Source organism: Methanocorpusculum labreanum Z (assembly GCF_000015765.1).
Classification (GTDB): Archaea; Halobacteriota; Methanomicrobia; order Methanomicrobiales; family Methanocorpusculaceae; genus Methanocorpusculum; species Methanocorpusculum labreanum.
Genome location: NC_008942.1, coordinates 1111836 through 1132106, shown reverse-complemented (window position 1 = coordinate 1132106; position 20271 = coordinate 1111836). Strand labels below are relative to the sequence as shown.

At 51.9% G+C, this 20271-nt stretch carries 22 protein-coding genes; 12 read left to right on the top strand and 10 right to left on the bottom strand.

The window, feature by feature from the left end:
• Together MLAB_RS05915 and MLAB_RS05910 are read right to left on the bottom strand one after the other, a co-directional pair.
• Positions 1 to 879 carry an endonuclease III gene (locus MLAB_RS05915; RefSeq protein ID WP_011833492.1) on the bottom strand — a complete coding sequence of 293 codons (879 nt, stop codon included), beginning with the start codon at positions 877 to 879 and terminating at the stop codon, positions 1 to 3.
• Positions 880 to 881: 2 nt separating this feature from the next.
• Positions 882 to 1883, bottom strand: coding sequence for a phosphate uptake regulator PhoU (locus tag MLAB_RS05910; protein ID WP_011833491.1), 1002 nt, complete (start codon positions 1881 to 1883; stop codon positions 882 to 884).
• Between the two features lie 157 nt (positions 1884 to 2040).
• Between MLAB_RS05910 and MLAB_RS05905 the strand changes: the two genes are divergently transcribed.
• The 5 genes from MLAB_RS05905 to MLAB_RS05885 are packed head-to-tail and all read left to right on the top strand — an operon-like array spanning position 2041 to position 7355.
• Positions 2041 to 2871: a phosphate ABC transporter substrate-binding protein gene (locus tag MLAB_RS05905; protein WP_245525961.1), complete on the top strand. Its 831-nt coding sequence runs from the start codon at positions 2041 to 2043 to the stop codon at positions 2869 to 2871.
• Positions 2868 to 4751: a phosphate ABC transporter permease PstA gene (gene pstA / locus MLAB_RS05900; protein WP_011833489.1), complete on the top strand. Its 1884-nt coding sequence runs from the start codon at positions 2868 to 2870 to the stop codon at positions 4749 to 4751. Before MLAB_RS05905 ends, pstA begins: the two co-directional genes overlap by 4 nt.
• Positions 4748 to 5497: a phosphate ABC transporter ATP-binding protein PstB gene (gene pstB, locus MLAB_RS05895; protein WP_011833488.1), complete on the top strand. Its 750-nt coding sequence runs from the start codon at positions 4748 to 4750 to the stop codon at positions 5495 to 5497. Before pstA ends, pstB begins: the two co-directional genes overlap by 4 nt.
• On the top strand, positions 5494 to 6150 hold the full coding sequence (gene phoU, locus MLAB_RS05890; protein WP_011833487.1) for a phosphate signaling complex protein PhoU: 657 nt from the start codon (positions 5494 to 5496) through the stop codon (positions 6148 to 6150). Before pstB ends, phoU begins: the two co-directional genes overlap by 4 nt.
• 50 nt (positions 6151 to 6200) lie before the next feature.
• Positions 6201 to 7355 (top strand): DUF362 domain-containing protein, encoded by a 1155-nt coding sequence (locus MLAB_RS05885; RefSeq protein WP_011833486.1) that lies wholly within the window; start codon positions 6201 to 6203, stop codon positions 7353 to 7355.
• A 15-nt stretch (positions 7356 to 7370) separates the two neighbouring features.
• Here the strand turns inward: MLAB_RS05885 and MLAB_RS05880 are convergent, their stop codons facing one another.
• The 3 genes from MLAB_RS05880 to MLAB_RS05870 form a co-directional block, all read right to left on the bottom strand.
• Entirely contained in the window at positions 7371 to 8294 is a 924-nt protein-coding gene (locus MLAB_RS05880) for a cation diffusion facilitator family transporter (protein ID WP_011833485.1), read from the bottom strand.
• A gap of 143 nt (positions 8295 to 8437) precedes the next feature.
• A complete protein-coding gene (gene gltA, locus MLAB_RS05875; RefSeq protein WP_011833484.1) occupies positions 8438 to 9778 on the bottom strand; it encodes an NADPH-dependent glutamate synthase in 1341 nt (446 codons plus the stop codon).
• Positions 9779 to 10633 carry a sulfide/dihydroorotate dehydrogenase-like FAD/NAD-binding protein gene (locus MLAB_RS05870; protein WP_011833483.1) on the bottom strand — a complete coding sequence of 285 codons (855 nt, stop codon included), beginning with the start codon at positions 10631 to 10633 and terminating at the stop codon, positions 9779 to 9781.
• A gap of 117 nt (positions 10634 to 10750) precedes the next feature.
• On the opposite strand from MLAB_RS05870, the gene MLAB_RS05865 reads away from it, so the two are divergent.
• The 4 genes from MLAB_RS05865 to MLAB_RS05850 are packed head-to-tail and all read left to right on the top strand — an operon-like array spanning position 10751 to position 13697.
• Positions 10751 to 11215, top strand: a complete 465-nt coding sequence (locus MLAB_RS05865; protein ID WP_011833482.1) for a hypothetical protein — start codon at positions 10751 to 10753, stop codon at positions 11213 to 11215.
• A 31-nt stretch (positions 11216 to 11246) separates the two neighbouring features.
• Positions 11247 to 12350 carry a methanogenesis marker 9 domain-containing protein gene (locus MLAB_RS05860; RefSeq protein ID WP_011833481.1) on the top strand — a complete coding sequence of 368 codons (1104 nt, stop codon included), beginning with the start codon at positions 11247 to 11249 and terminating at the stop codon, positions 12348 to 12350.
• Entirely contained in the window at positions 12343 to 13149 is an 807-nt protein-coding gene (locus MLAB_RS05855; protein ID WP_011833480.1) for a triphosphoribosyl-dephospho-CoA synthase, read from the top strand. The genes MLAB_RS05860 and MLAB_RS05855 overlap by 8 nt, the downstream gene beginning before the upstream one ends.
• A complete protein-coding gene (locus MLAB_RS05850; protein WP_048062067.1) occupies positions 13137 to 13697 on the top strand; it encodes a DUF447 domain-containing protein in 561 nt (186 codons plus the stop codon). The genes MLAB_RS05855 and MLAB_RS05850 overlap by 13 nt, the downstream gene beginning before the upstream one ends.
• A gap of 51 nt (positions 13698 to 13748) precedes the next feature.
• Here MLAB_RS05850 and MLAB_RS05845 read toward each other — a convergent pair whose 3' ends face one another.
• A complete protein-coding gene (locus MLAB_RS05845; protein ID WP_011833478.1) occupies positions 13749 to 14177 on the bottom strand; it encodes a hypothetical protein in 429 nt (142 codons plus the stop codon).
• Between the two features lie 76 nt (positions 14178 to 14253).
• A complete protein-coding gene (locus tag MLAB_RS05840) occupies positions 14254 to 14574 on the bottom strand; it encodes a hypothetical protein (RefSeq protein ID WP_011833477.1) in 321 nt (106 codons plus the stop codon).
• A 39-nt stretch (positions 14575 to 14613) separates the two neighbouring features.
• Between MLAB_RS05840 and MLAB_RS05835 the strand changes: the two genes are divergently transcribed.
• Genes MLAB_RS05835 through MLAB_RS05825 form a run of 3 tightly spaced genes read left to right on the top strand, consistent with a single transcriptional unit; the run spans position 14614 to position 18116 of the window.
• Entirely contained in the window at positions 14614 to 16644 is a 2031-nt protein-coding gene (locus MLAB_RS05835; RefSeq protein ID WP_011833476.1) for an ATP-dependent DNA helicase, read from the top strand.
• Entirely contained in the window at positions 16625 to 17071 is a 447-nt protein-coding gene (locus tag MLAB_RS05830; RefSeq protein ID WP_011833475.1) for a methylated-DNA--[protein]-cysteine S-methyltransferase, read from the top strand. The genes MLAB_RS05835 and MLAB_RS05830 overlap by 20 nt, the downstream gene beginning before the upstream one ends.
• Before the next feature lie 58 nt (positions 17072 to 17129).
• The gene (locus tag MLAB_RS05825) at positions 17130 to 18116 is read left to right on the top strand and encodes an EamA family transporter (protein WP_011833474.1); all 987 of its coding nucleotides are present in this window, start codon (positions 17130 to 17132) and stop codon (positions 18114 to 18116) included.
• A 44-nt stretch (positions 18117 to 18160) separates the two neighbouring features.
• On the opposite strand, the gene MLAB_RS05820 is transcribed toward MLAB_RS05825, so the two are convergent.
• The 3 genes from MLAB_RS05820 to MLAB_RS05810 are packed head-to-tail and all read right to left on the bottom strand — an operon-like array spanning position 18161 to position 20223.
• On the bottom strand, positions 18161 to 18685 hold the full coding sequence (locus MLAB_RS05820; protein WP_048062066.1) for a hypothetical protein: 525 nt from the start codon (positions 18683 to 18685) through the stop codon (positions 18161 to 18163).
• Between the two features lie 54 nt (positions 18686 to 18739).
• On the bottom strand, positions 18740 to 19393 hold the full coding sequence (locus tag MLAB_RS05815; protein WP_011833472.1) for a Dph6-related ATP pyrophosphatase: 654 nt from the start codon (positions 19391 to 19393) through the stop codon (positions 18740 to 18742).
• On the bottom strand, positions 19390 to 20223 hold the full coding sequence (locus MLAB_RS05810; protein ID WP_011833471.1) for a cobyric acid synthase: 834 nt from the start codon (positions 20221 to 20223) through the stop codon (positions 19390 to 19392). Before MLAB_RS05810 ends, MLAB_RS05815 begins: the two co-directional genes overlap by 4 nt.
• Between the last annotated feature and the right edge of the window lie 48 nt (positions 20224 to 20271).

The window sequence follows — 20271 nt, the reverse complement described above, 5'->3', positions numbered from 1 at the left end:
TTATTCCTCTCTTCTTTTTTTATCACTTAACCGGTATGTCCCAGTCTCTTCTCTCACGAAAAACCCTTCGGCCGTCATTTTATCCATGATCCTCCTGACTCGTGACGGATCCTCAGTCATCTCTTTTGCAAACATCTCCGGGTCACCGTTTTTTTGTTCGAGCATTTTTTTCAAAACATTGCCTCGTATCTTCCGGTCGGAGCCTTCGAAGGTCTTCTGTTTCGTGTAATGACGGCTTCGCTGATTCGGGTTCTGCACCGATGCTTTCAGCGCCGTTCCAAGATCCATCAAAGCCCAGTACCATTCACGGGAATACTCGGGAAGCATGGCCGCAACGAGTGGCAGCAGTTCTCTGTCGTCCACGACTTGGTCGTCTTCGAAAAAGTAATGGATGAACACTCTTCTTATGTTCGTTTCGATGAATACGACAGGCCGGTTGAAGGCGAATGCTGCGATCGAACAGGATGTGGCAGGCCCTATTCCCGGGAGATTCTTCAGGACGAGCGGATCCTCAGGCACCGTGCCGTTGTATTCATTCACGATAACGCCGGCAAGTTTCTGGAGATTCAAAGCCCGGCGGTTATAGCCCATTCCCTGCCATGCGGCGAGAACATCGGTCTGCTCCGCTTTTGCAAGCGCAATAAAATCGGGAAACCGTTCGATGAACTTTGGAAAGATCACTGCGACCCGCGGGACCTGAGTCTGCTGGAGCATGATCTCGGAGACGACGATTTTATACGGGTCGCTCGTATGCCGCCATTCCATATCATGCCTGCCTTTCGCTGCGTAAAACTCCATGACATGACGCTGGAAATCCGCAACAAGAGAGGGGGTGATTCCCTCTTCCCGGAAACGGGTCCGAAGATCGGTGACCAGCATATTTACTGCGAGACCATGCGGTTGATCAGGATCTCGGCGATATCGGAACTGTATTCGGTAATTCGGTGAAGGCTTTGGGTGATCTGCGTGACTGCCACTGCCTCGGGGACCCGCATTTTACGAATCGAGTCCGCCAGGCCGTGATACGCCGCTTCCATCTCTTCCACTTCGGTGATGATCTTGTTTGCTCCCGGAATGCTGCCAGAGTAGATAGCCTGTATGCTTTTATTGAAGATGTTCAGGGAAAACTCGCTCAGGCCCGTCAGTTTCGCAACGAGCGTCCGGTCAACGCCTTTTTCGATAAGGGTCGCGGCCGCCTCGGCAATGAGAACCGTGTGGTCCCCGACCCGTTCGATGATCCGGGAAATCTGGTAGTAGGTCGCAGCGATCCCTGGAGTGATCCCCATCTTTAAAGAGAGTGATGGATTATCGACGATCAGGGAAAACTGGCGGTGGACCAGCCAGTGAAGGCGGTCGACATCCGTGTCTCTTGCAATAACGTCTTCGGCGAGATCGAGTCTTCCCTGCTCGAGAGCATTCATTGCATCCTCGTGCATACCTTTCACGATCACGTACATCCTGCGAATGGTATTTTCAAACGGCATCTCTGTTGGGTTCAGGATGTCTTTGAGAACGATACTGTTGTCAGCCTCTTCCGAAACTTCCTGCCCGATCGTCATCTGGGAGAATTTGCGAACGACCATACGCACCTTTGGCGGGATCCTGCCGGCTGATGTGATTTTTATCGTCGTGAATCCGGATATGTATGCGCCGATAAGGGATCTAAGAAGCGTCGTCGGATCAGGATAATCCTTAAGACCGAACTCCTTCGTCCTTGACGTGCTGTCGTAATGCAGATTCGGTGTGATAAGCAGGGTTCCGTCTGCCTGTGAAACCACGCCGAGGGGATCGTTTTTCTGAATATTTCTCTCACGTATCCATCCTTTTGGAAGAGACAATACATAGGATGACCCGCCCGTCATCTGAACTTTCCGGATTTCCATTTATAGTATATTCGCCGGCACGGTATTTAACTTCTATGAAAAAACTATAGAGACATCATAGTTCAATTGAAATTATGAGTGCGTATAGTTAAATCATAATTTCCTCAATCTATGTCGAATATCACTATACCCGACAGTTTCCTATTCAGTTATGGTTATGAAACGAAAGACCATGAGTATTGTTGGAGCTGCGGCAATTCTTTTTGCTGTGTTCCTTGTGTTTGCTTCCGGCTGTGTAAGCCAAGGAGAAGAACCGGAGACCCTTACCTTAGCGGGATCCACAACCGTTCTACCGGTCGCCCAAACCGTTGCAGAAATTTACATGGATGAGCACGCGACTGCCGACATCCAGGTCAGCGGCGGCGGATCAAGCGTCGGCGCGACGGCAGCAAAAGAAGGCACGGCTGACATAGGCATGCTTTCGCGTGAACTCAAAGACTCTGAAAAAGAAGGAAGCGACCTGAAAGAATACGTCATTGCAAAAGACGGAATCGCTCTGATCGCCCACCCGTCGAACACGGTTTCGGACCTGACCCTTGAACAGATCAAAGACATTTATCAGGGAAAGATCACAAACTGGAAAGAACTTGGCGGAGCCGACATGAAAATTGTCCTGATCGGTCGTGACAGTGCATCGGGCACCCGGGAATTCTTTACCGAGTTTGTTCTGAAGAAGGAGGATGCAGCAAGCACCATGCAGGAGTTCAGTTCAAACGGAGCCGTGCAGCAGGCCGTAGCCCAGACACCCGGAGCTATAGGTTATGTGTCTCTCGAGTTCGTTGATGATTCCGTCAAAGCATTTACGCTCTCCGGCGTTGCCCCGACGGTTGAGAACGTTATCAACGGCAGTTACTCGATCAACCGTCCTCTTCTGATGATCACGAACGGTGAACCGACCGGCCTTGCAAAGAAGTTCCTTGAGTTCATTCTCTCGGATGAAGGTCAGACGATCATCGCAGAAAACGGTTTTGTTCCGGTTAACGCATGAACGTAAGGATTACAGCGGGATGGAAAGAGACAGGTATCAAATCGGTGTGGCTGGCAGCCGCACTGATCGCCGCCTCGGCAGTGGTGTTCATTCTCGGATACCTTGTCCTGACTTCTCTCCCGATTTTTTTTGAAACTGGTATCTCCGGATTTTTCTTTAATACAGTCTGGAATCCGACAGGCAGTACTCCGTCATATGGAATTGCCACTCTTATTATCGACACGCTTCTGGTAACATTCGGAGCGATGATTTTTGCCGTACCTCTTGGTATCATCAGTGCCGTTTTTCTTGCCTATCTTGCCCCGCAAAAGGTCCGTGATATCGTCAAGCCGGCAATAGAACTTCTTGCAGGAATCCCGTCGGTAGTCTACGGATTTTTCGGCATGGTCGTTCTCTGCAGTTTCCTGCAGAGTACTTTGAATATTCCAAGCGGTTTTTCCTGGCTTGCCGCCTCGATCCTTCTAGGAATCATGGCACTGCCGACGATCGTATCCGTCTCCGAAGATGCTCTCTATGTGGTTCCAAAGGATTACAAAGAGGCGTCGCTTGGTCTTGGAGCCACGAAATGGCAGACCATTTCGCGTGTGCTGATACCTGCCGCCGCATCGGGCATCTCGGCTGCGGTGATTCTTGGAATCGGCCGTGCGATCGGCGAAACAATGGCCGTGATGATGGTCGCCGGAAATGCGGCAGTGATTCCGTCACCAATTTGGGATGTCCTCTCCCCGGTCAGAACGCTGACGGCGACGCTTGGTATAGAGCTTGGCGAAGTCGCGACGGGCTCAATGCATTATTACGCTCTCTTCGGCGTTGCAGCTGTGCTCCTGTTGATCACTCTTCTGATCAACCTCCTCTCAGGCAGGATCACAAAAAAGATCCAGAGCGGCAGACCCGTCTTCAGCGTACCTGCCAAAATCAAAACATTCCTTAAGCTTTGCGGGGCGATACTTCTCATCAGCTTCCTGATGTATGCAATCGGGATCCTGCCGACGATCGTTCTGATGGCGATAGCCGGAGGACTGTTCTTCGTTCGGGGAGTTTTATCCCACAAATCGATCGAGCGAACAGCGTTTGGCCTAATTTATGCGGGAACGTTCATCGTTATCGGAATCCTGGTCCTTATTCTTGGAAACATTTTCATAAACGGGATCCCGGCAATTTCGTGGGAATTTCTGACGACTTCGCCGAGCAATATGGGACTGGAAGGAGGGATTTTCCCTGCGATCATCGGAACGCTCCAGCTGGTCGGCGGCGCTATTCTTATAGCCCTCCCAATTGGAATCGGATCTGCGATCTATCTGCATGAATACTCCAGAGATAACATCCTGACCCGCCTTCTTAGGACAGGGAACGATCTGCTTGCCGGCACGCCGTCAATCGTTTTCGGCGTGTTCGGGTTTGCCTTCCTTGTTATATTCCTCGGATGGGGTGTCTGTCTTCTTGCAGGTATGGTCTGTCTTGCTTTGATGATCCTCCCAACGATCATAAAAACAACAGAAGAAGCCCTCAAATCGGTTCCAAACTCTCTGCGGGAGGCATCGCTTGGACTTGGTGCGACCAAATGGCAGACCCTGAAAAATGTGGTCTTACCCTCGGCGGCCCCCGGAATTCTTACCGGAACGATCCTTTCGATCGGAAGAGCAGCCGGCGAAACAGCCCCGATCATGTTCACTGCAGTGGTGTTTTCCAAACGGTTCATCAGTATGGATCTCTTTGATCCGGTGATGGCGCTTCCCTTCCATCTGTATGTCCTCGCAACAAGTGTGCCCGGGTCACAAACCCAGCAGTATGGGACCGCCGTCGTTCTTATATCCCTTGTTATGGCGATATACCTCGTTGCGATCGTGATTCGAAAACGTTTCCAGAAGAGATTAATATGACATCCATTCTATCCACAAAAAACCTGAATCTTTCCTATGGATCGAAACAGACACTCTATGATATCGATTTTTCCTTTGAGGAAAAATCCGTAACAGCACTGATAGGTCCATCCGGGTGCGGGAAATCGACGCTGCTTCGGTGCATGAACCGCATGAACGACCTGATTCCCGACTGTAAAATAACCGGCGACATATCGTACCGCGGGGAAAACATAATGACAAGCGATCCGGTCCTTCTCCGGCGAAAGATCGGGATGGTCTTCCAGCGTCCAAACCCGTTTCCAAAATCCATCTACGACAACATCGCCTACGGCCCCCGTGCCCACGGAGAGAAGGACAAAAAAACGCTGGACGCGGTCGTCGAAAAAAGTCTGAAAGGCGCCGTTCTCTGGGATGAAGTAAAAGATCGTCTGCATGAGTCGGCCCTTGGACTTTCCGGCGGCCAGCAGCAGAGATTATGCATCGCCCGAACGTTGGCCGTAAATCCCGATGTGATCCTTATGGACGAACCTTGCTCAGCTCTCGACCCGATCGCCACCGCAAAGATCGAGAATCTGATCATGGATCTGAAAAAGGATTATACGGTCATCATCGTGACCCACAATATGCAGCAGGCTGCACGGGTAAGCGACATCACCGGATTCATGTATCTGGGAAAAATGATCGAAGCAGACAAGACCACGACGATCTTTTCCAACCCGCACGAAGAGCTTACAGAACGCTATATTACAGGACGATTCGGATGAACACCTATTTCCACGTTGAACTTGATTCATACAAAAGCGAAGTGACCTGGTATGGGAGATTTGCCCTTACCATGCTGAAAAACTCCCTGCTGGCATATGAGTCGGCCGATCTCATGATCGCCGCCGATATCATCCGGCAGAAGGAGTATGTGAACAATCAGTACGAGATGCTGAATGAACGGGGTCTTCTTTTGATAGCCCTGAACCAGCCGATGGCAAAGGATCTGCGCATGATCTCAAGCTGCATGGACATCGTTACCTCTTCAGAAAGGATCGGCCGTTATGCAAAAGACATTACTGAGTTAGTCGCTGCAAGCGTCCCCGATAAGATCCCGCCGGCCCTTCATAGAGAAGGCGAGGCCACCGTCTCGATCCTCAATGAAGTGTATACAGCGTTCGAGTCAGGAGACGTTTCCCGCCTGCAGGGTTGTGCAGATATCGAAGGCGAGATCGATACGCTGTATGCCTCCCTCTACAAAGAGATCGTAACGGCGATGGAAGGCGGCAGTATGACGATCCCCTTTGGGAGCGCCTGCCATCTCGTGAACAGGTATCTGGAACGCTGCGGCGATCATGCCTGCAGAATGGCTGAAAAGGTGTATTATCTCCAGACCGGCAAACGCGTGCCCCTGGAAGAGATCAGCCAGCAATGATCTCATTGAATACCCTTTTTATCACTCCCGTGTAATAGAATTCATAATTCATGAACCAGATCACCGGTTCTGCAAAATGCAGTTCATACGATCGGGAAGAGGTCTGTCGGGCAGTGGAGAACGCGATCGAAGCTGCCGGCGGACTCCCCCCGCTAGCAGGAAAGAAGGTACTTCTCAAACCAAATCTTCTCTCGGATGCCGGATATGAAAAGGCGGTAAGTACACAGCCTGAAGTACTCTATGCCGTTGGGAAACTGGTTCTGGAAGCAGGCGGCGTTCCATTGATTGCCGACAGTTCCGGGGCGGGAATATTATATACGCCCCGCGTGATGAAACGCGTCTATCAGAAATGCGGGATCACCCGTATCGCGGGTGATCTGGGCATCACTTTGTCAAACGAAACGGGATCCCAAGACCGTGCATTTCCCGAAGGAAAGGTGATGAAACATTTCACGGTCATCGATCAGGCGTGCGAAGCCGATGTCATCATATCGGTCTGTAAATTAAAGACCCACATGTTCACTCAGTATTCCGGTGCGGTGAAAAATACGTTTGGAGTCGTGCCTGGACTCGACAAACCGGTGTTTCATTCCAGGTTTCCGGATCCTGCTGATTTTTCCGAGATGCTGGTGGACTTAAACGAACTGATCCGGCCAGATTTTGTTGTAATGGATGCGGTCGTCGGCATGGAGGGGAGCGGGCCGATGAGCGGCGATCCAAGACACGTCGGCTATATTCTTGCATCAAAGTCGGTGTATACGCTGGACGTCACCGCACAAAGACTCATCTCTATGGATCCTCTGCGGATCCCAACAACAGCGGCTGCCGCCGCCCGCGGTCTCGTGGATCCGGAAAGCGTCGTAACGGCCGGCGATGCTATTATTCCGCTCACCGATTTTGTGCTGCCTTCGACATACAGTTCTCCTTCACGAAATACCTGGTTCCGGCGAAATGTACTGCGCAGGTTCCAGACGATGGGGAAGTATTATGCTCCCGCTCCTGTTGTAAAAAAGGAGATATGCGTGGGCTGCGGGCAGTGCGTGAGGATATGCCCAGTGGGAGCCGCCGCGATGAAAGGACAAAAAGCGTCCTTCGACCATAGAAAATGCATACGATGCTACTGCTGTCATGAGATGTGCCAGTATCACGCGATCGAAATGAAAAGAAGTATGGCAGGAAGATTCCTGCATATGTTTCTCAGGTGAGCCGACCCGTTCGGCTCACGTTTTTCTGCGGCAGAAGAACGTGCATGTATCGCGGTTACATCTTCCGTCGCAGGGGTCGAGGTGCACGATCACCGTGACCCGCGGGATCTCTGCTTTGAGTTCATCCTCGACCTCCTGCAAAACCTTGTGAGCATCTGAAAGGGGTGTTGCATGCGGCATCATGAGATGGAACTCGACGAACTTGTCGGGTCCGGCTTTTCGCGTTTTGAGACTGTGATAGTTGGTATATTCATCCTGATGTCTGCAGATGATCTCGCATATCTTTTCAACTTCTTCTTCATCGAGACTCTGATCCATGAGATCGCTGAACGAGCGCCGGATGAGTGAATATGCTTCACGCAGGATCAGCAGCGCAACGAGTATGGCGATGACCGAATCGAGGAACGTGAGTCCGGTGATCCTGATCAGAATAAGTCCGGCCACGACCCCGACCGAGGTGAAGACATCAGTCCGTAAATGCCAGGCATCACTTTCAAGGGCGATGGAATCCGTCGCTTTAGCTACTTTCATCAGTTTCTGCGACACGAAGAAGTTCAGACAGGCTGAAACTCCCATCACGATCATACCGATGAAGAGAAGATTGGTAGAGAGGGTGTCGCCTCCGTAAATCAGTTTGGTCACCGCTTCCCAGATGATGATGCCTGCTGCAAGGATGATCAGCAGAGCTTCGATGAGACCCGATGCGTCTTCATATTTGCCGTGACCGAACGCATGGTCGGTGTCAGGAGGCATCGCGGATTTTCGAACGGAGAAGTAGGCGATGAATGAGGCGAACAGGTCCATTCCCGAGTGAATGGCCTCGGATATTATACTGACCGATCCTATGCTGAGGCCGACGATCAGCTTAGCTATCGTAAGAAATGCATTCGAGAGTATGGAGAGGCGTGCAACGTTTTTTTTGGCAGTATTATCTGACACGATTACGGTATAATTGTTGAACTGAAGTACCCAAAAGGTATTCGTATGATGTCTTGGGCGTTTTCCAGTCCCGTTATGAAGAATGGCTCTCAGAGGACGATAAACCCTTCATTAATCTGAAAAAAAGAACAAAGCCTGAGAATTTAGGTTCTCAGCTTTTTATCGATCGCGACGGCCGCTTCTTTCGCGGTCCCCATTGCGAGAATCACGGTGGCCGCGCCGGTTGCAACATCCCCGCCGGCGTAGACTTTTTGAATGCTCGTTTCGCCAAGACAGTTCACGGCAACGCTGCCGTTTCTGTTTCTGGTAAGTTCGGGCAGCATTCTGAGGAGAAGCGGGTTTGGTCCCTGACCGATTGCTTCGATCACGACATCCGCCTCGACCACGAACTCGCTTCCTTCTACGGGATAGAAGGAGCAGCGTCCGTCGTCTCCGGGCGTGCCGAGTTCCATTTTGATGGCCTTGACGCCGGAGACGGCGTTGTTCTCGCCGAGGATCGCGATCGGGTTGGTCGCGGTCATGAAGAAGACACCTTCCTCCTTTGCATGACGGACCTCATCGAGTCTTGCCGGCATATCTGCCTCGCCTCTGCGGTACATCAGCGTTACGTCTGCGCCCATACGCCGGGCGACACGCGCCGCATCCATCGCGACGTTCCCGCCGCCGACGACGACCACTTTTTTGCCGACTTTTACCGGGGTGTCGTTTTCAGGGAACTTGTTTGCTCCCATCAGATTCACGCGGGTAAGGAACTCGTTTGCCGAGTACACGCCGGGCAGATTCTCTCCCTGAATGCCCATGAAGTACGGCAGGCCGGCGCCTGTTCCAAGGAAAACGGCGCTGTAGGAGAGAAGCTCTTCGACCGAGACCGACCGACCGACGATATGGTTCGTTTTGATCTCGACACCGAGCTTTTTCACCTGATTGATCTCGTACTGGACGATGTCTTTGGGCATACGGAACGCCGGGATACCGTACATCAGCACGCCTCCCGCCTCATGCAGGGATTCGAAGATCGTCACCGAATGACCGCGGCGTGCAAGCTCGGCTGCACAGGCAAGACCTGCCGGACCCGAGCCGACGACCGCCACTTTTTTATTGGTCGGCTGGGCGCACTTCGGGCACTTCGCTCCCTTCTTTCGTTCGATGTCGGCAACGTACCTTTCGAGCTGACCGATCGCGATCGGCGTGCCCTTTATGCCGAGGACACAGACTCCCTGACACTGGGTTTCCTGCGGGCAGACCCGTCCGCAGACGGCAGGAAGCATGTTGTCTTTTTTGATGATGTCCACGGCATCCTGGAGCTTTTCATCGGCGATCGCCTGGATGAATGCCGGAATGTCGATTCCGACCGGGCATCCGCTGATGCATTTCGGTTTTTTACACTGGATACACCGTTTTGCCTCGGCAATGACCTGCTCTTTGGTGAGTCCGAGATCCACTTCTTCAAAGTCGGCTACTCTGAGATCTGCATCGCGGTCCATTTACTCCACCTTCCTGCAGCGGCATTCATGATGTTCTTCACGGAAATCCATCGACTGTTTCTCTTCGGCAAGGTACATTCTCTGTCTGGTCATAAGATCGTTCCAGTCAACTTCGTGCGCATCGAACTCGGGTCCGTCTACACAGGCGAACTTCATCTCGCCGCCGACGGTCACTCTGCAGCTCCCGCACATCCCGGTTCCGTCCACCATCACCGGGTTGAGGGAAACATAAGTCTTGATGCCGAAGGGACGGGTCACTTCGCTGGTGACCTTCATCATCATGCCCGGGCCGATGATCCAGACCTTGTCGATTTTGCGCCCTGATTCGCAGAGATCTTTTAAGGGGCCGCTTGCGAACCCTTTGATCCCGTATGAACCGTCATCCGTCGTTACATAAAGTTCATCGCAGATCGCCCGCATATCGTCCTCGAAGATCAGAAGATCCCGGTTTCTTGCCCCGATGATGCCGATGACATAGTTGCCGGCGTCCTTTGCCGCCTGGGCAAGGATCGGTGTACAGGCAACACCGACTCCTCCTCCGACGATGATAACGGTCTCAGGACCTTCGGTGATGTCGCTTGGCATCCCAAGTGGGCCCGCCACATCACGGAGTTCGTCACCCGTTTTCAGGGTTGCGAGCAGTTTCGTCGTCGTTCCTACAGCCATGAAAGCGATCCTGATATTGTCTCCGTTTGTTGCGGAGATAGTCAAAGGAACCCGTTCTCCCGCTCCGTCAGCGTGGATGATACAAAACTGGCCGGCCTTTGCATGGCGTGCGACCTGAGGTGCATGGATCCACATCTCGAATACGGCCTCCGATAAGGCTCGTGCCTGAACAATCGTGTAGTTTCCCATAATATGTTCCTTTGAGGTATGTGCTTGTACATTTGATCTGACAGACATTAATAATGACGCTTGGCCCGCGTTTTGGTCGCCAGATTCATCACTCTTGAGTACAAAATCATACATCAGATGAGTAACGACTTCGAGCGGGAGATGGTCGTCTGCATGAACCGGTTCTTCACCGAAAACAGGATGAAAGGGTTTGCCTACCGGCTCAAACAGTCTCACTTCAACACGCAGTATGTGGACATCATCGTCGACTCGCTGGATCCTGCCTATTATCTCGCGATCGAGTGCAAATCCCTGAACGGAAAACGGCTCTACTTTACCAGCAACTTCCATAAAGACAAGGACGGGGTGCATCAGGTCGACAACATCTCCGGGTTCGTCAAATACACCGGCCGCCGCGGCTATCTCGCGGTCGAGTTCCGGGGCCAGGGTGCAAAAAACGAAGCATATCTTATGCCCTGGACGAAAGTTCTGGAGTTTTTCGAAACATCCCCCGGGATATCTATTGAGGAGTTTAGAAGATGCATTCCGCTCGAACGGGTCTCTGGCGGGTACCGTCTTTCCTGTCTCAATCCATCAGAGTAATTAGGAGTGAAAACCAAATAATATAAAATTCATGACGGCAGCTACAAGATTCATATCAATAAACGGAAGGCCTGTCAAAACCCCCATCGTGATCGCTTCAATGGCCGGAATAACCGATGCGGAGTTTGTTCTTGCCCGCAGTAAACATGCCGGTGTTGCTTTTATTGGCGGATACAATACAGATGAACCAAGCAGGAAAGCCTCTGTTGCTATGGAAGCAGCGGGCCGGACCGAGTTCAATGCCGATTTCGACGAAATAGCAACCGAGATCGACATTCTGGAAGGGGCGGATATCATCATCGGTCTCAATCTGAGAGGGGCGACGCCGGAAGCATTCGTTTCTGCCGCAAAACGGTTTGGACCTTCTGTAATATACGAGATCGATGCCCACTGCCGTCAGCAGCCCATGATCGACGCAGGATGCGGAGAGTATCTCCTTCACAATCCTGAGAAACTCTGTGCCATCGTTTCTGCGCTTGCAGCCGAAGGCATGACCGTCTCCGTCAAGACCCGTGCCGGCGTGGTTGATGACCGCCAGCTTGCACGCATGCTCTGGAAAGCCGGAGCTTCGATTCTCCATGTCGATCTGATGGATACCGGACACACGAAGATCAGACAGATTCGAAACAGCTGCCCCTTAATCATCATCGCAAACAACGGTGTTTCCAGTCCCGACAAAATGATGGACTATTTTGCCCACGGGGCCGATCTCGTCTCGGTCGCACGAAGTGCAAGTCTCAGCGTTCTTCAGACACTTGACCGGTATATCCGGGCGGTCGCCGAAGAGATCGGCTGGTATAATGCCCCCAAACAGCTGTGCCGCGGAGGAGATCTCCGTTCGCTCACGTTCTGCTGCATGCCGGTGAAACAGTGCCCGCTTCTTCCCTCTCTCGAGTCGCTTGGGATGAGCCGGGAGGAGTATCTCGCATTGAAAAAGGAAATGACTGCCGAGACTCCTCTTTCCATGGGCAGCCACACCTGTTTCGGCAGTCTTGCCTACTGCTGTAAGTCTTCGACCCCCTGTATGTTCCGGGATATGACGCTGAAGTCGATCGATCTCCCGATGAATGAATATATGGCTCTGAAACGTACGCTTTCTGAGAAGATCGTGAAGAAAATCTTTGAAAATGTCTAAGCTGTCTCTTGCCGAAACCGCCGAACTTTCGATGCTCCTTGAGGTGAGCGCCAATATCAAACCGGGAAATATCGACCGGTTCCATGATTACGAGGATACGAAGTTCCGGCATTTTCTGGCATCGGCGGTACTTGCCCGCGACGTTTTTGAACGCGTTCCGCAGATGACGCTTGGTGAAGCGATGTATGCGGCCGTCGAGCATACGAACGGCCATACGGGAGGGAATACGCATTTTGGGGCGTTCATTCTTCTTCTGCCGCTTATCAAAGGCAAAGGCATCGCCGGGGCGTGCGAGGCCGTTCTTCGAACAACGGTCGAAGACGCCGTTCGTTTTTATCAGGCTTTCGGGAAAACCCAAGTTCGGGTCAACAGGGAGGATGAGATGGATGTCAATGATCCCGCTTCGATCACGATGCTTCGCGAGAAGCAGATGACCATGCTCGATGTGATGAGGTATTCGAGCGAGACCGATATGGTCGCCCGCGAATGGACGAACGGATTTGCCCTGACCCGGAAAGCCGCCGATATCCTCAAAGAAAAGGACGGGGCCGATCAGATCCAGGAGATGTTTCTGCGCCTTATGGCCGCGTATCCGGATACGTTTATTGCAAAGAAGTTCGGGTATGCCAGGGCGGTTTCCGTGATGGAACGTGCTCAGCTGGTTCGTGCCGGCGGACTTTCACTGAGCAGGTTCGACGAGGAGTGTATCCTCGGCGGGGTGAATCCGGGTTCCCTTGCGGACATCTGCATCGCGGGGATATTCACCGCACTTCTGGAGGGGTGGCAGTGGGACTGTTAGGCGAAGGGATCACCGAAGTGATCGCGGTCACTAAGGATAATGCGGCCCCTATCGGGATCATCGTGCGGTCCGGTCAGGCACCGAAGATGATCCTTTTCAAGGGGTCGAAGACGGCGGAGAATGTGGAAAAGTACGGCTGGGTAACGGCGAACTTCGTGAGTGACTCGTATCTCTATCCTCTGTATGCGTTTTCCGACGTGGCAAAGTCGGATCTGAGAAAGGTGTTTGTCGGTGAGATGGTCATGCAGCTGCTTCGCGATGCTGATGCATGGATGGCGTTTACCGCCCAGATCGTCAACGAGACGAAGGATGCGTATTTTGTGGAGCTTGAACCGGTGGGATCTGAGTACTGCCGTGATGAGATGCGGCCGGTGAACCGGGGCTTTAATTCGGTGATCGATGCGACGGTCCATGCAACACGGTATGTGATGAATCATGATCCAGAGCTTCGTGAACTGATCGAGTATCATCTGGGAATCGTTCGAAAGTGCGGGGGACCGAGGGATATTGAGGCGGCGGCACTGATTAAAGAGGTCTGCGGGTTTTAAGCAGATCATTTCAAAAGAGATTGACTGTCTTCATTTAACGTTGTGTTAAATTCATCTCCCCATTTTTACAACATACGAAAGACGTATGCCGAGAATACCCAAAACGATCACAAGCAGATCATACAGGATGAGCATCCCAAGAACCAGATACCAGATCATACCCTCGGCCGGGACTACACCTGAGGCAAGCCCGCTCACGACAGCAAGTATCTGAGCTCCGAAAAGCAGTATTAATGTGGCCACTCCGGTGATTACCACCGGGATTTTCCATTTCCCTGAAAATACTGAACCAACGATCAGCAGGATCCATCCAGCCAAAACAAGGAAAAACAGTTCAGCAGGCATCAGATAATCCATCAGCAGTTTTCCGGCGAAAATTGATCCGACGACACCGGTCACTAGCGTTAAAGCGATAGGGATCCACAGTAAAACCGTGCCTATCACCGAACACACAAACGCTGCTTTTTTATGATCCTTCATGTCTGTCCCTCTTCTGATGATTCAGGATAGAGCCGTGTATGTATTAATATTTGAGTTTGGGGACTTTTTTAAAATCTCACGCGATATGCAGCAGAACAAGCTCCCAGGCATGCCCCGTTCCTCTAAGCACTGCCGTAAAACGCCTGGCAGTTTTACAGTATATACATTCGCCCGACACCCAGGCGATAACTCCCTCGCCCTTCACTTCCATCCCGCCAAATTTCAGCGGGCCAAGAGACAAACCCTCGCGTCCGTGATGATCCAGACCCGGCGCAAATACAGTGATGTCAGGCGCGATGATCTTCTCGGATCCGGCAAAACTTCCCTCAAGAGAACATACCTCCACCTTTGCGAGAAGTGCGAGTATCTGATCTTTGGTCTGGGTCGAAAGAGGCATGCTTAATAGATTTGGGTCCAGACAAATAATACATTACGAATGGCAGACACAGCTGACTTTTTTCCCTATCAAACCTACCGGAAAAACCAAAAGGAAATGCTCGAAGAGGTAGAAAAAACCGCCGAAGAAAACGGCATCCTCTTAATTGACGCACCGACCGGCAGCGGGAAATCCAGCGTGATCGCAAGTCTCCTTGCTAAAGCCAACGGACGAAAGATCCTCGTCGCCGTCAGAACCATATCCCAGCTCCAGATCTTCATTCGGGAACTCGACCTCATCAGGCAGAAAAAACAGCCGACCCTTAAATTCGTTTACCTTATTGGAAAGGGAAACATGTGCCCTCTCGGAGGATACGGGGATGTCTACCGAAGATGCGAAGGCGTCAAAGCATTCACCTCGGCACTTATGCAGCAGAGGGCAGACCGCGGTTCATTCGATCCGGCAACCGACAAACAGATTCTCGAGCAGATCAGAAAGCAGGATCGGGAACATCCTCTCATTTGTCCCTACTTCGTCAACAGCCGGGTCTTTGTCCAGAGCGAAGAGGGCGGGCGGCGCATGATCCCTTCCCCGGAACTCAGACGCAAATCCGATATTGCTCAGAAACAGATCGTCCGACCAAACGAACTTCTGAATTTCGCGGGCAAGGTCTGTCCCTACGACCTCATGCTCTCGGCCGCCAAGGGAGCTGATGTGATCATCTGTAACTACTATCACCTCTTCAACGACGATATCAGAGAGCAGCTGTACGTCAATCTTCAGTGCGAGGAGCACAACGTCATGCTCCTCCTTGATGAAGCCCACAACTTAGGCGACGTCATTCAGACGATCCAGAGCATTCGGATACGGGACACCGACATCGAAGCCGCGGCAAACGAAGTCGCTTCACTCCGCGATAAGGTCCGCGGTTCCGAAGCGGTCCGCCATATCCTCCCGAGAATTGCCGAGTTCATCGACGGGCTCCAGCGTTCGAACGAGGCAGAGGACTGGTTTGACCCGCAGATCTTCAACCGGTTCATCATCAAAGGTTCTCTGTATGGAAAACCCGAGGCGATGCTCGAAGATATCATTTCCATCAAAGAGGCTATGCGCGAACGCGGCATCGAACGGGGCGACTACCGCGAATCGGCGATCGAAAAACTCTGCGAATTTTTGATCCGGCTCTACCGCTCTTCCACCGACCCGTCGTTTCTGACCGTTTACACCAAAGACGCCGAGACCATCACGCTTGAGGTCAGAAACATCGATCCGGCCGATCGGCTCCAAGAGCTCGTCTCCAAACATGCAGCAACCATTCTGATCAGCGGAACGCTGTCGCCGGTCGATTCCTACAGGAAATACTACTTCGGCAGCATGCCTGTCAAAACCCTCTCGCTTGCCAACTCGTTTCCCAAAGAAAACCGCCTGGTTCTTGGGACCCGGGACATCACCACGGCATTTTCCAAACGCCAGAACGCCGAGAACACTCAGGCAATTGTGGAGTATATTCTTGCCTTTGCCAAACTCCCAGGAAACATCGCGGTCTACTTCCCTTCCTATCAGTTGCAGAACCGTTTTGCCGAAGCATGCGTAAGCAAGATTCGAAACAAACAGGTATTCATTGAGCCGCGTGAATCAGACGAGGCAAACGAAGCGCTGAAGGAGTTCATCTCGCTCCCGGGAAAACATAAATCCGGGATACTTTTCGCCGTCTGCGGCGGGAAATGGAGCGAAGGTCTGGATTACCGGGGCGATCAACTGACCGCGGCCCTCGTGATAGGTCTCCCGCTCGCTCCGTTCACCCCCGTTCGTCGGATGGTCAACAGTTATTACCGGCGCAAGTTTGGGGCCGAAGGAGAGTTCATCGCCTACACGCTTCCTGCGATCAACAAATCTATGCAGGCCCTCGGTCGTGTCCTTCGAACCGAAAACGACCGGGGTGTTTTGATTCTCGGCGACCAAAGATTCCTTGAAGGCGAGATTTTCGGCGGTTTATCTCCCTGGATGCAGGATGAACTTATGGAATGCGATGTGGACACGGTAAAAAGTAAGCTTGAAAAGTGGGGACGTGATGCGTCAGGGCGCCTGTAGTTTCGGACTCTGGAAGGTCGCTGTCGATTATGACGATATGGTAGTCCACCGGGTCAGGTTCATGAGAACGGCACCGGACGGGCCGGTTCCGATAGAGTTCACCCGATTTCTTGCGGGAAAAGGGACCGGCTTTGCTCCGCTGACCTCTGCGGCTCTGGGTGGTGATGGGACATATGCAGAAATCTATCGTGCCGTATCAAGGATCCCATACGGAGAAACGCAAAGTTACGGCGAGATTGCCAAGGCAGCAGAAACACACCCGCGGGTGGTCGGAAATGCTATGGCACGAAACCCCACACCTTTAATTGTCCCGTGCCATCGGGTCATCTCATCCGACGGAAGTCTTGGCGGTTTCTCACCGGACCTTGAAATCAAAAAATCTCTTTTACAGCTCGAAAAAAGCTCGTTACGACGGCATATTTCGTAATTATTTTGCATCACCTGCTGGTTTAATCCATGTGAACAGCAAATAATAAGGGACTGAAATGGACCTTCGTCTGCTCATATTTCCCCTCCTTGTCTTCCTTGGCGGCTGTTGTTACGGACCTTCATCGCCCACAATAAAACTAGCGTATGCTGCCGGCTATTCCTGGACGGATGTGGTCATGAGTCAGTATTTTTACGGATGGCTGATACTGTTCGTTATCTTTGTTGGTCTTTTCCTTCTTCGCTTGATTCGAAAACAACAGACCATTCCTGCAAAAAATCCCCGTCCCCTCCTGCGCCGCATACCAGGTCTTGCACTTGCCGGAACCTGCATCTCTCTTGTTACCGTGACGTATTGTCTTTCTCTGCAGAGCGTTCCTGCATACATCTCGGTGATTCTTCTCTTTCAGTTTACCTGGATGGGGGTTTTGATTCAGGCAATAACCGAACAGCGGCTTCCGGAGCCGAAGATGATTCTCGCGGTTGTTATTCTCGTGATCGGCACCTTCCTTGCGGCGGGTTTTGCCGGACTGGACGGGCCGCTTGACCCGTCTGGTGTGATCTTTGGACTTCTTTCCGCTCTTCTGTATGCAATGTATATGTTCATGCTCGGCCGGTTCGAGATTGGAATGCATCCGTTGAACAGAAGTTTTCTTATTCTCAGCTGCGCTCTCCTGCTCCTGACATTCCTCTTTACCCCCGCCTACTTCATGCAGGGCACGTTCGTCACCGGCATTTGGCAGTATGGAATCATTCTGGGATCGATTGGGTGTATTCTCCCGATGTGCCTCTTCGCGATAGCCGCACCGAGGATCTCGACTGGAGCAACAACGATCCTCAGTTCATCGGAACTGCCGGCATCCATCATCTGCGCCGTGCTTTTTCTTGGCGAAACAGTATCATGGATCCAGTATGCAGGAATGGTTCTACTAACTATCGGCATCGCGTATCCTCAATACCACCCGCATCCAAGACAAAAACAGATCCGGAAAGGTGTGGGCATGCAAAGATTTCTGCATCCTCACGCCCGTGCAAAAATAAGATGAGTGAGTCTTGAATAGTATATGAATGAAATGCGGGTTACTGGAATTTAAGAGAGAATTGTCTCTTCAAGAATATCATCTTCGATAAACCGTTTGCCGCCGTTTCGTTCAGCTTCGATCATCGCGTCCAGCGATTCTCCTGTTTCCCAGTCTTCATCCTGTTCCCAGCAGAGCCAGCATGCCGCCTCACGGCTTGCCCCTTTCTCGGCTGGGTGCGATGTAGTCATACGCTGGATCATGTCGCTGACATCCGAAAAATTTTCCGGCGTACAAAAGAGTATGATCTCTGTTTGTCTGTTTCCCCGAACGATTATCTGCTGATCGCCACATATCACCTCAGTGATCTTTTGCCAGAGAAGAGCCTTTCTGCCTTGTATCTGTGCGAGATAATCAGCTCCTTTTACTTTGTTTTTCCCGGCCCTGAACCCCCATAACTGGGCGGTCGTCCCGCTCTTCTTTGATCGTTTCTCGATTTTTGCAAAGATGCCGAGATCATTGATAACATAATCGACTGCTGTATACCATGATCCTTTCTCAGGAGGGAGCTCGGCAGTCCAAATAATTTCATCCATATGCATACATGGAATTCGAAAAAAATAATTGTTGGCCATATTGATTCTGACGAATCAGAGGGATTTTGGCGTGACGCTGATAACCGAGGTGTTGCCGAGATCTAAGATCTCGCCGCATTTGTATGGGACCGGAGCGTGAAAAATCGGTCCGCCTACGGTGACTGTATGATACTCGCCGTTCTCCCCGCATACATCGATTCCCAGCTCCTTCATGTATGCGACCATCTCATGATCCAGAACTTTGCCGAGCAGATCCTGTGGGAGATCCGCGTTTCTGACACATTTTATCACGCACTGGTATCCAAGATCAATGAGCTCTTTCGTATTTTCCTCACGGTTTCGGTGCCAGAGGGGATAATACGGGATCAGGCCGACGGCGTTGCATCTTGCCATTCCCCATTCCATGTGCTCTTCGATGTCGATGTCTCCAAAAACACAGAGTTCAGCTCCGAGCTCCTTTGCACGGCGAAGTCCCTCTTCGAGTTCGAGATGATACTCCTCCCCGCCCGATACGCATTTGATCAGAGGTATTTCCAGTGATTCCGATATCTGTTCAAGCAGACCAAGGTCAACCCCGTGGAACCAGGAAAGTTTTTCATCCTTGTTTACCATGACGAGCAGGCCGACAGGCGTATGGCCGGCGACGATCATCTTGTGGAGAGAAAGCGTGCTGTCTTTCCCGCAGCTGTATGATATAACGAATTTCATGATTGTTCCTCCAGGATTTGGTACACCGCATCCATGTCGAGTGCTTCCCGTAAAGCGTCGGCTAGCAGATCAAGCTGATGTTCGCGGTAGGCTTTGTCTTCGAGCAGGCTGTTGTCGCGTGGGATCGGTCCGGGGATGTCTTCCTCCTGAAGATGGATGTCAAGTTTCGGGACGACGCCGAGAACCGGTATCCCGGTCAGATCGGTGAGGCGTTCAGGTCCGGTTCCCAGGTGATTCGGGTCGCCGCAGAGCCGGTTTATGACAAAACCGCGAACCAGCTTTTTGGCTGCATCGTCGAAGAGCCCGAAGGTCCCGTACAGTGAAGCAAATACTCCGCCGCGTTCGATATCGCCTACGACGATGACCGGAGCGCCGATCTCTTTTGCAAAACCCATGTTGGAGATGTCACGATCCATGAGGTTGAGTTCTGCCGCCGCTCCCGCACCCTCGATGATGATAACGTCATACTCTTCCTCGAGACTACGGAATGCTGAAAGGACTTCGGGCATCAACTGGACCATCTCGCCATACTTTTTGATTCCCGGGACCGGTTTTCCTCTGATGCATACCTCAGTTCCTACGCCGCACGGTTTAACGAGCACGGGATTCATTCGCCCATCCGGTTCGATCCCTGCCGCCTCGGCCTGGACAGCCTGTCCGATACCGATCCGGTCACCGGATTTGGTGACATAGGCAGCTGAAGCGAGATTCTGCGGTTTGAACGGAGCGACACGGTGCCCGTCCTGAGCCAGGATCCGGCAAAGACCGGCGGTCAGGGTGGTTTTTCCGACGTTGGACGTTGTCCCCTGTATCATGAGTGTTTTTGCCATTTCTGTCTCCAAATTTGACCGATAACGTTTTTGATACAAATAGTATTG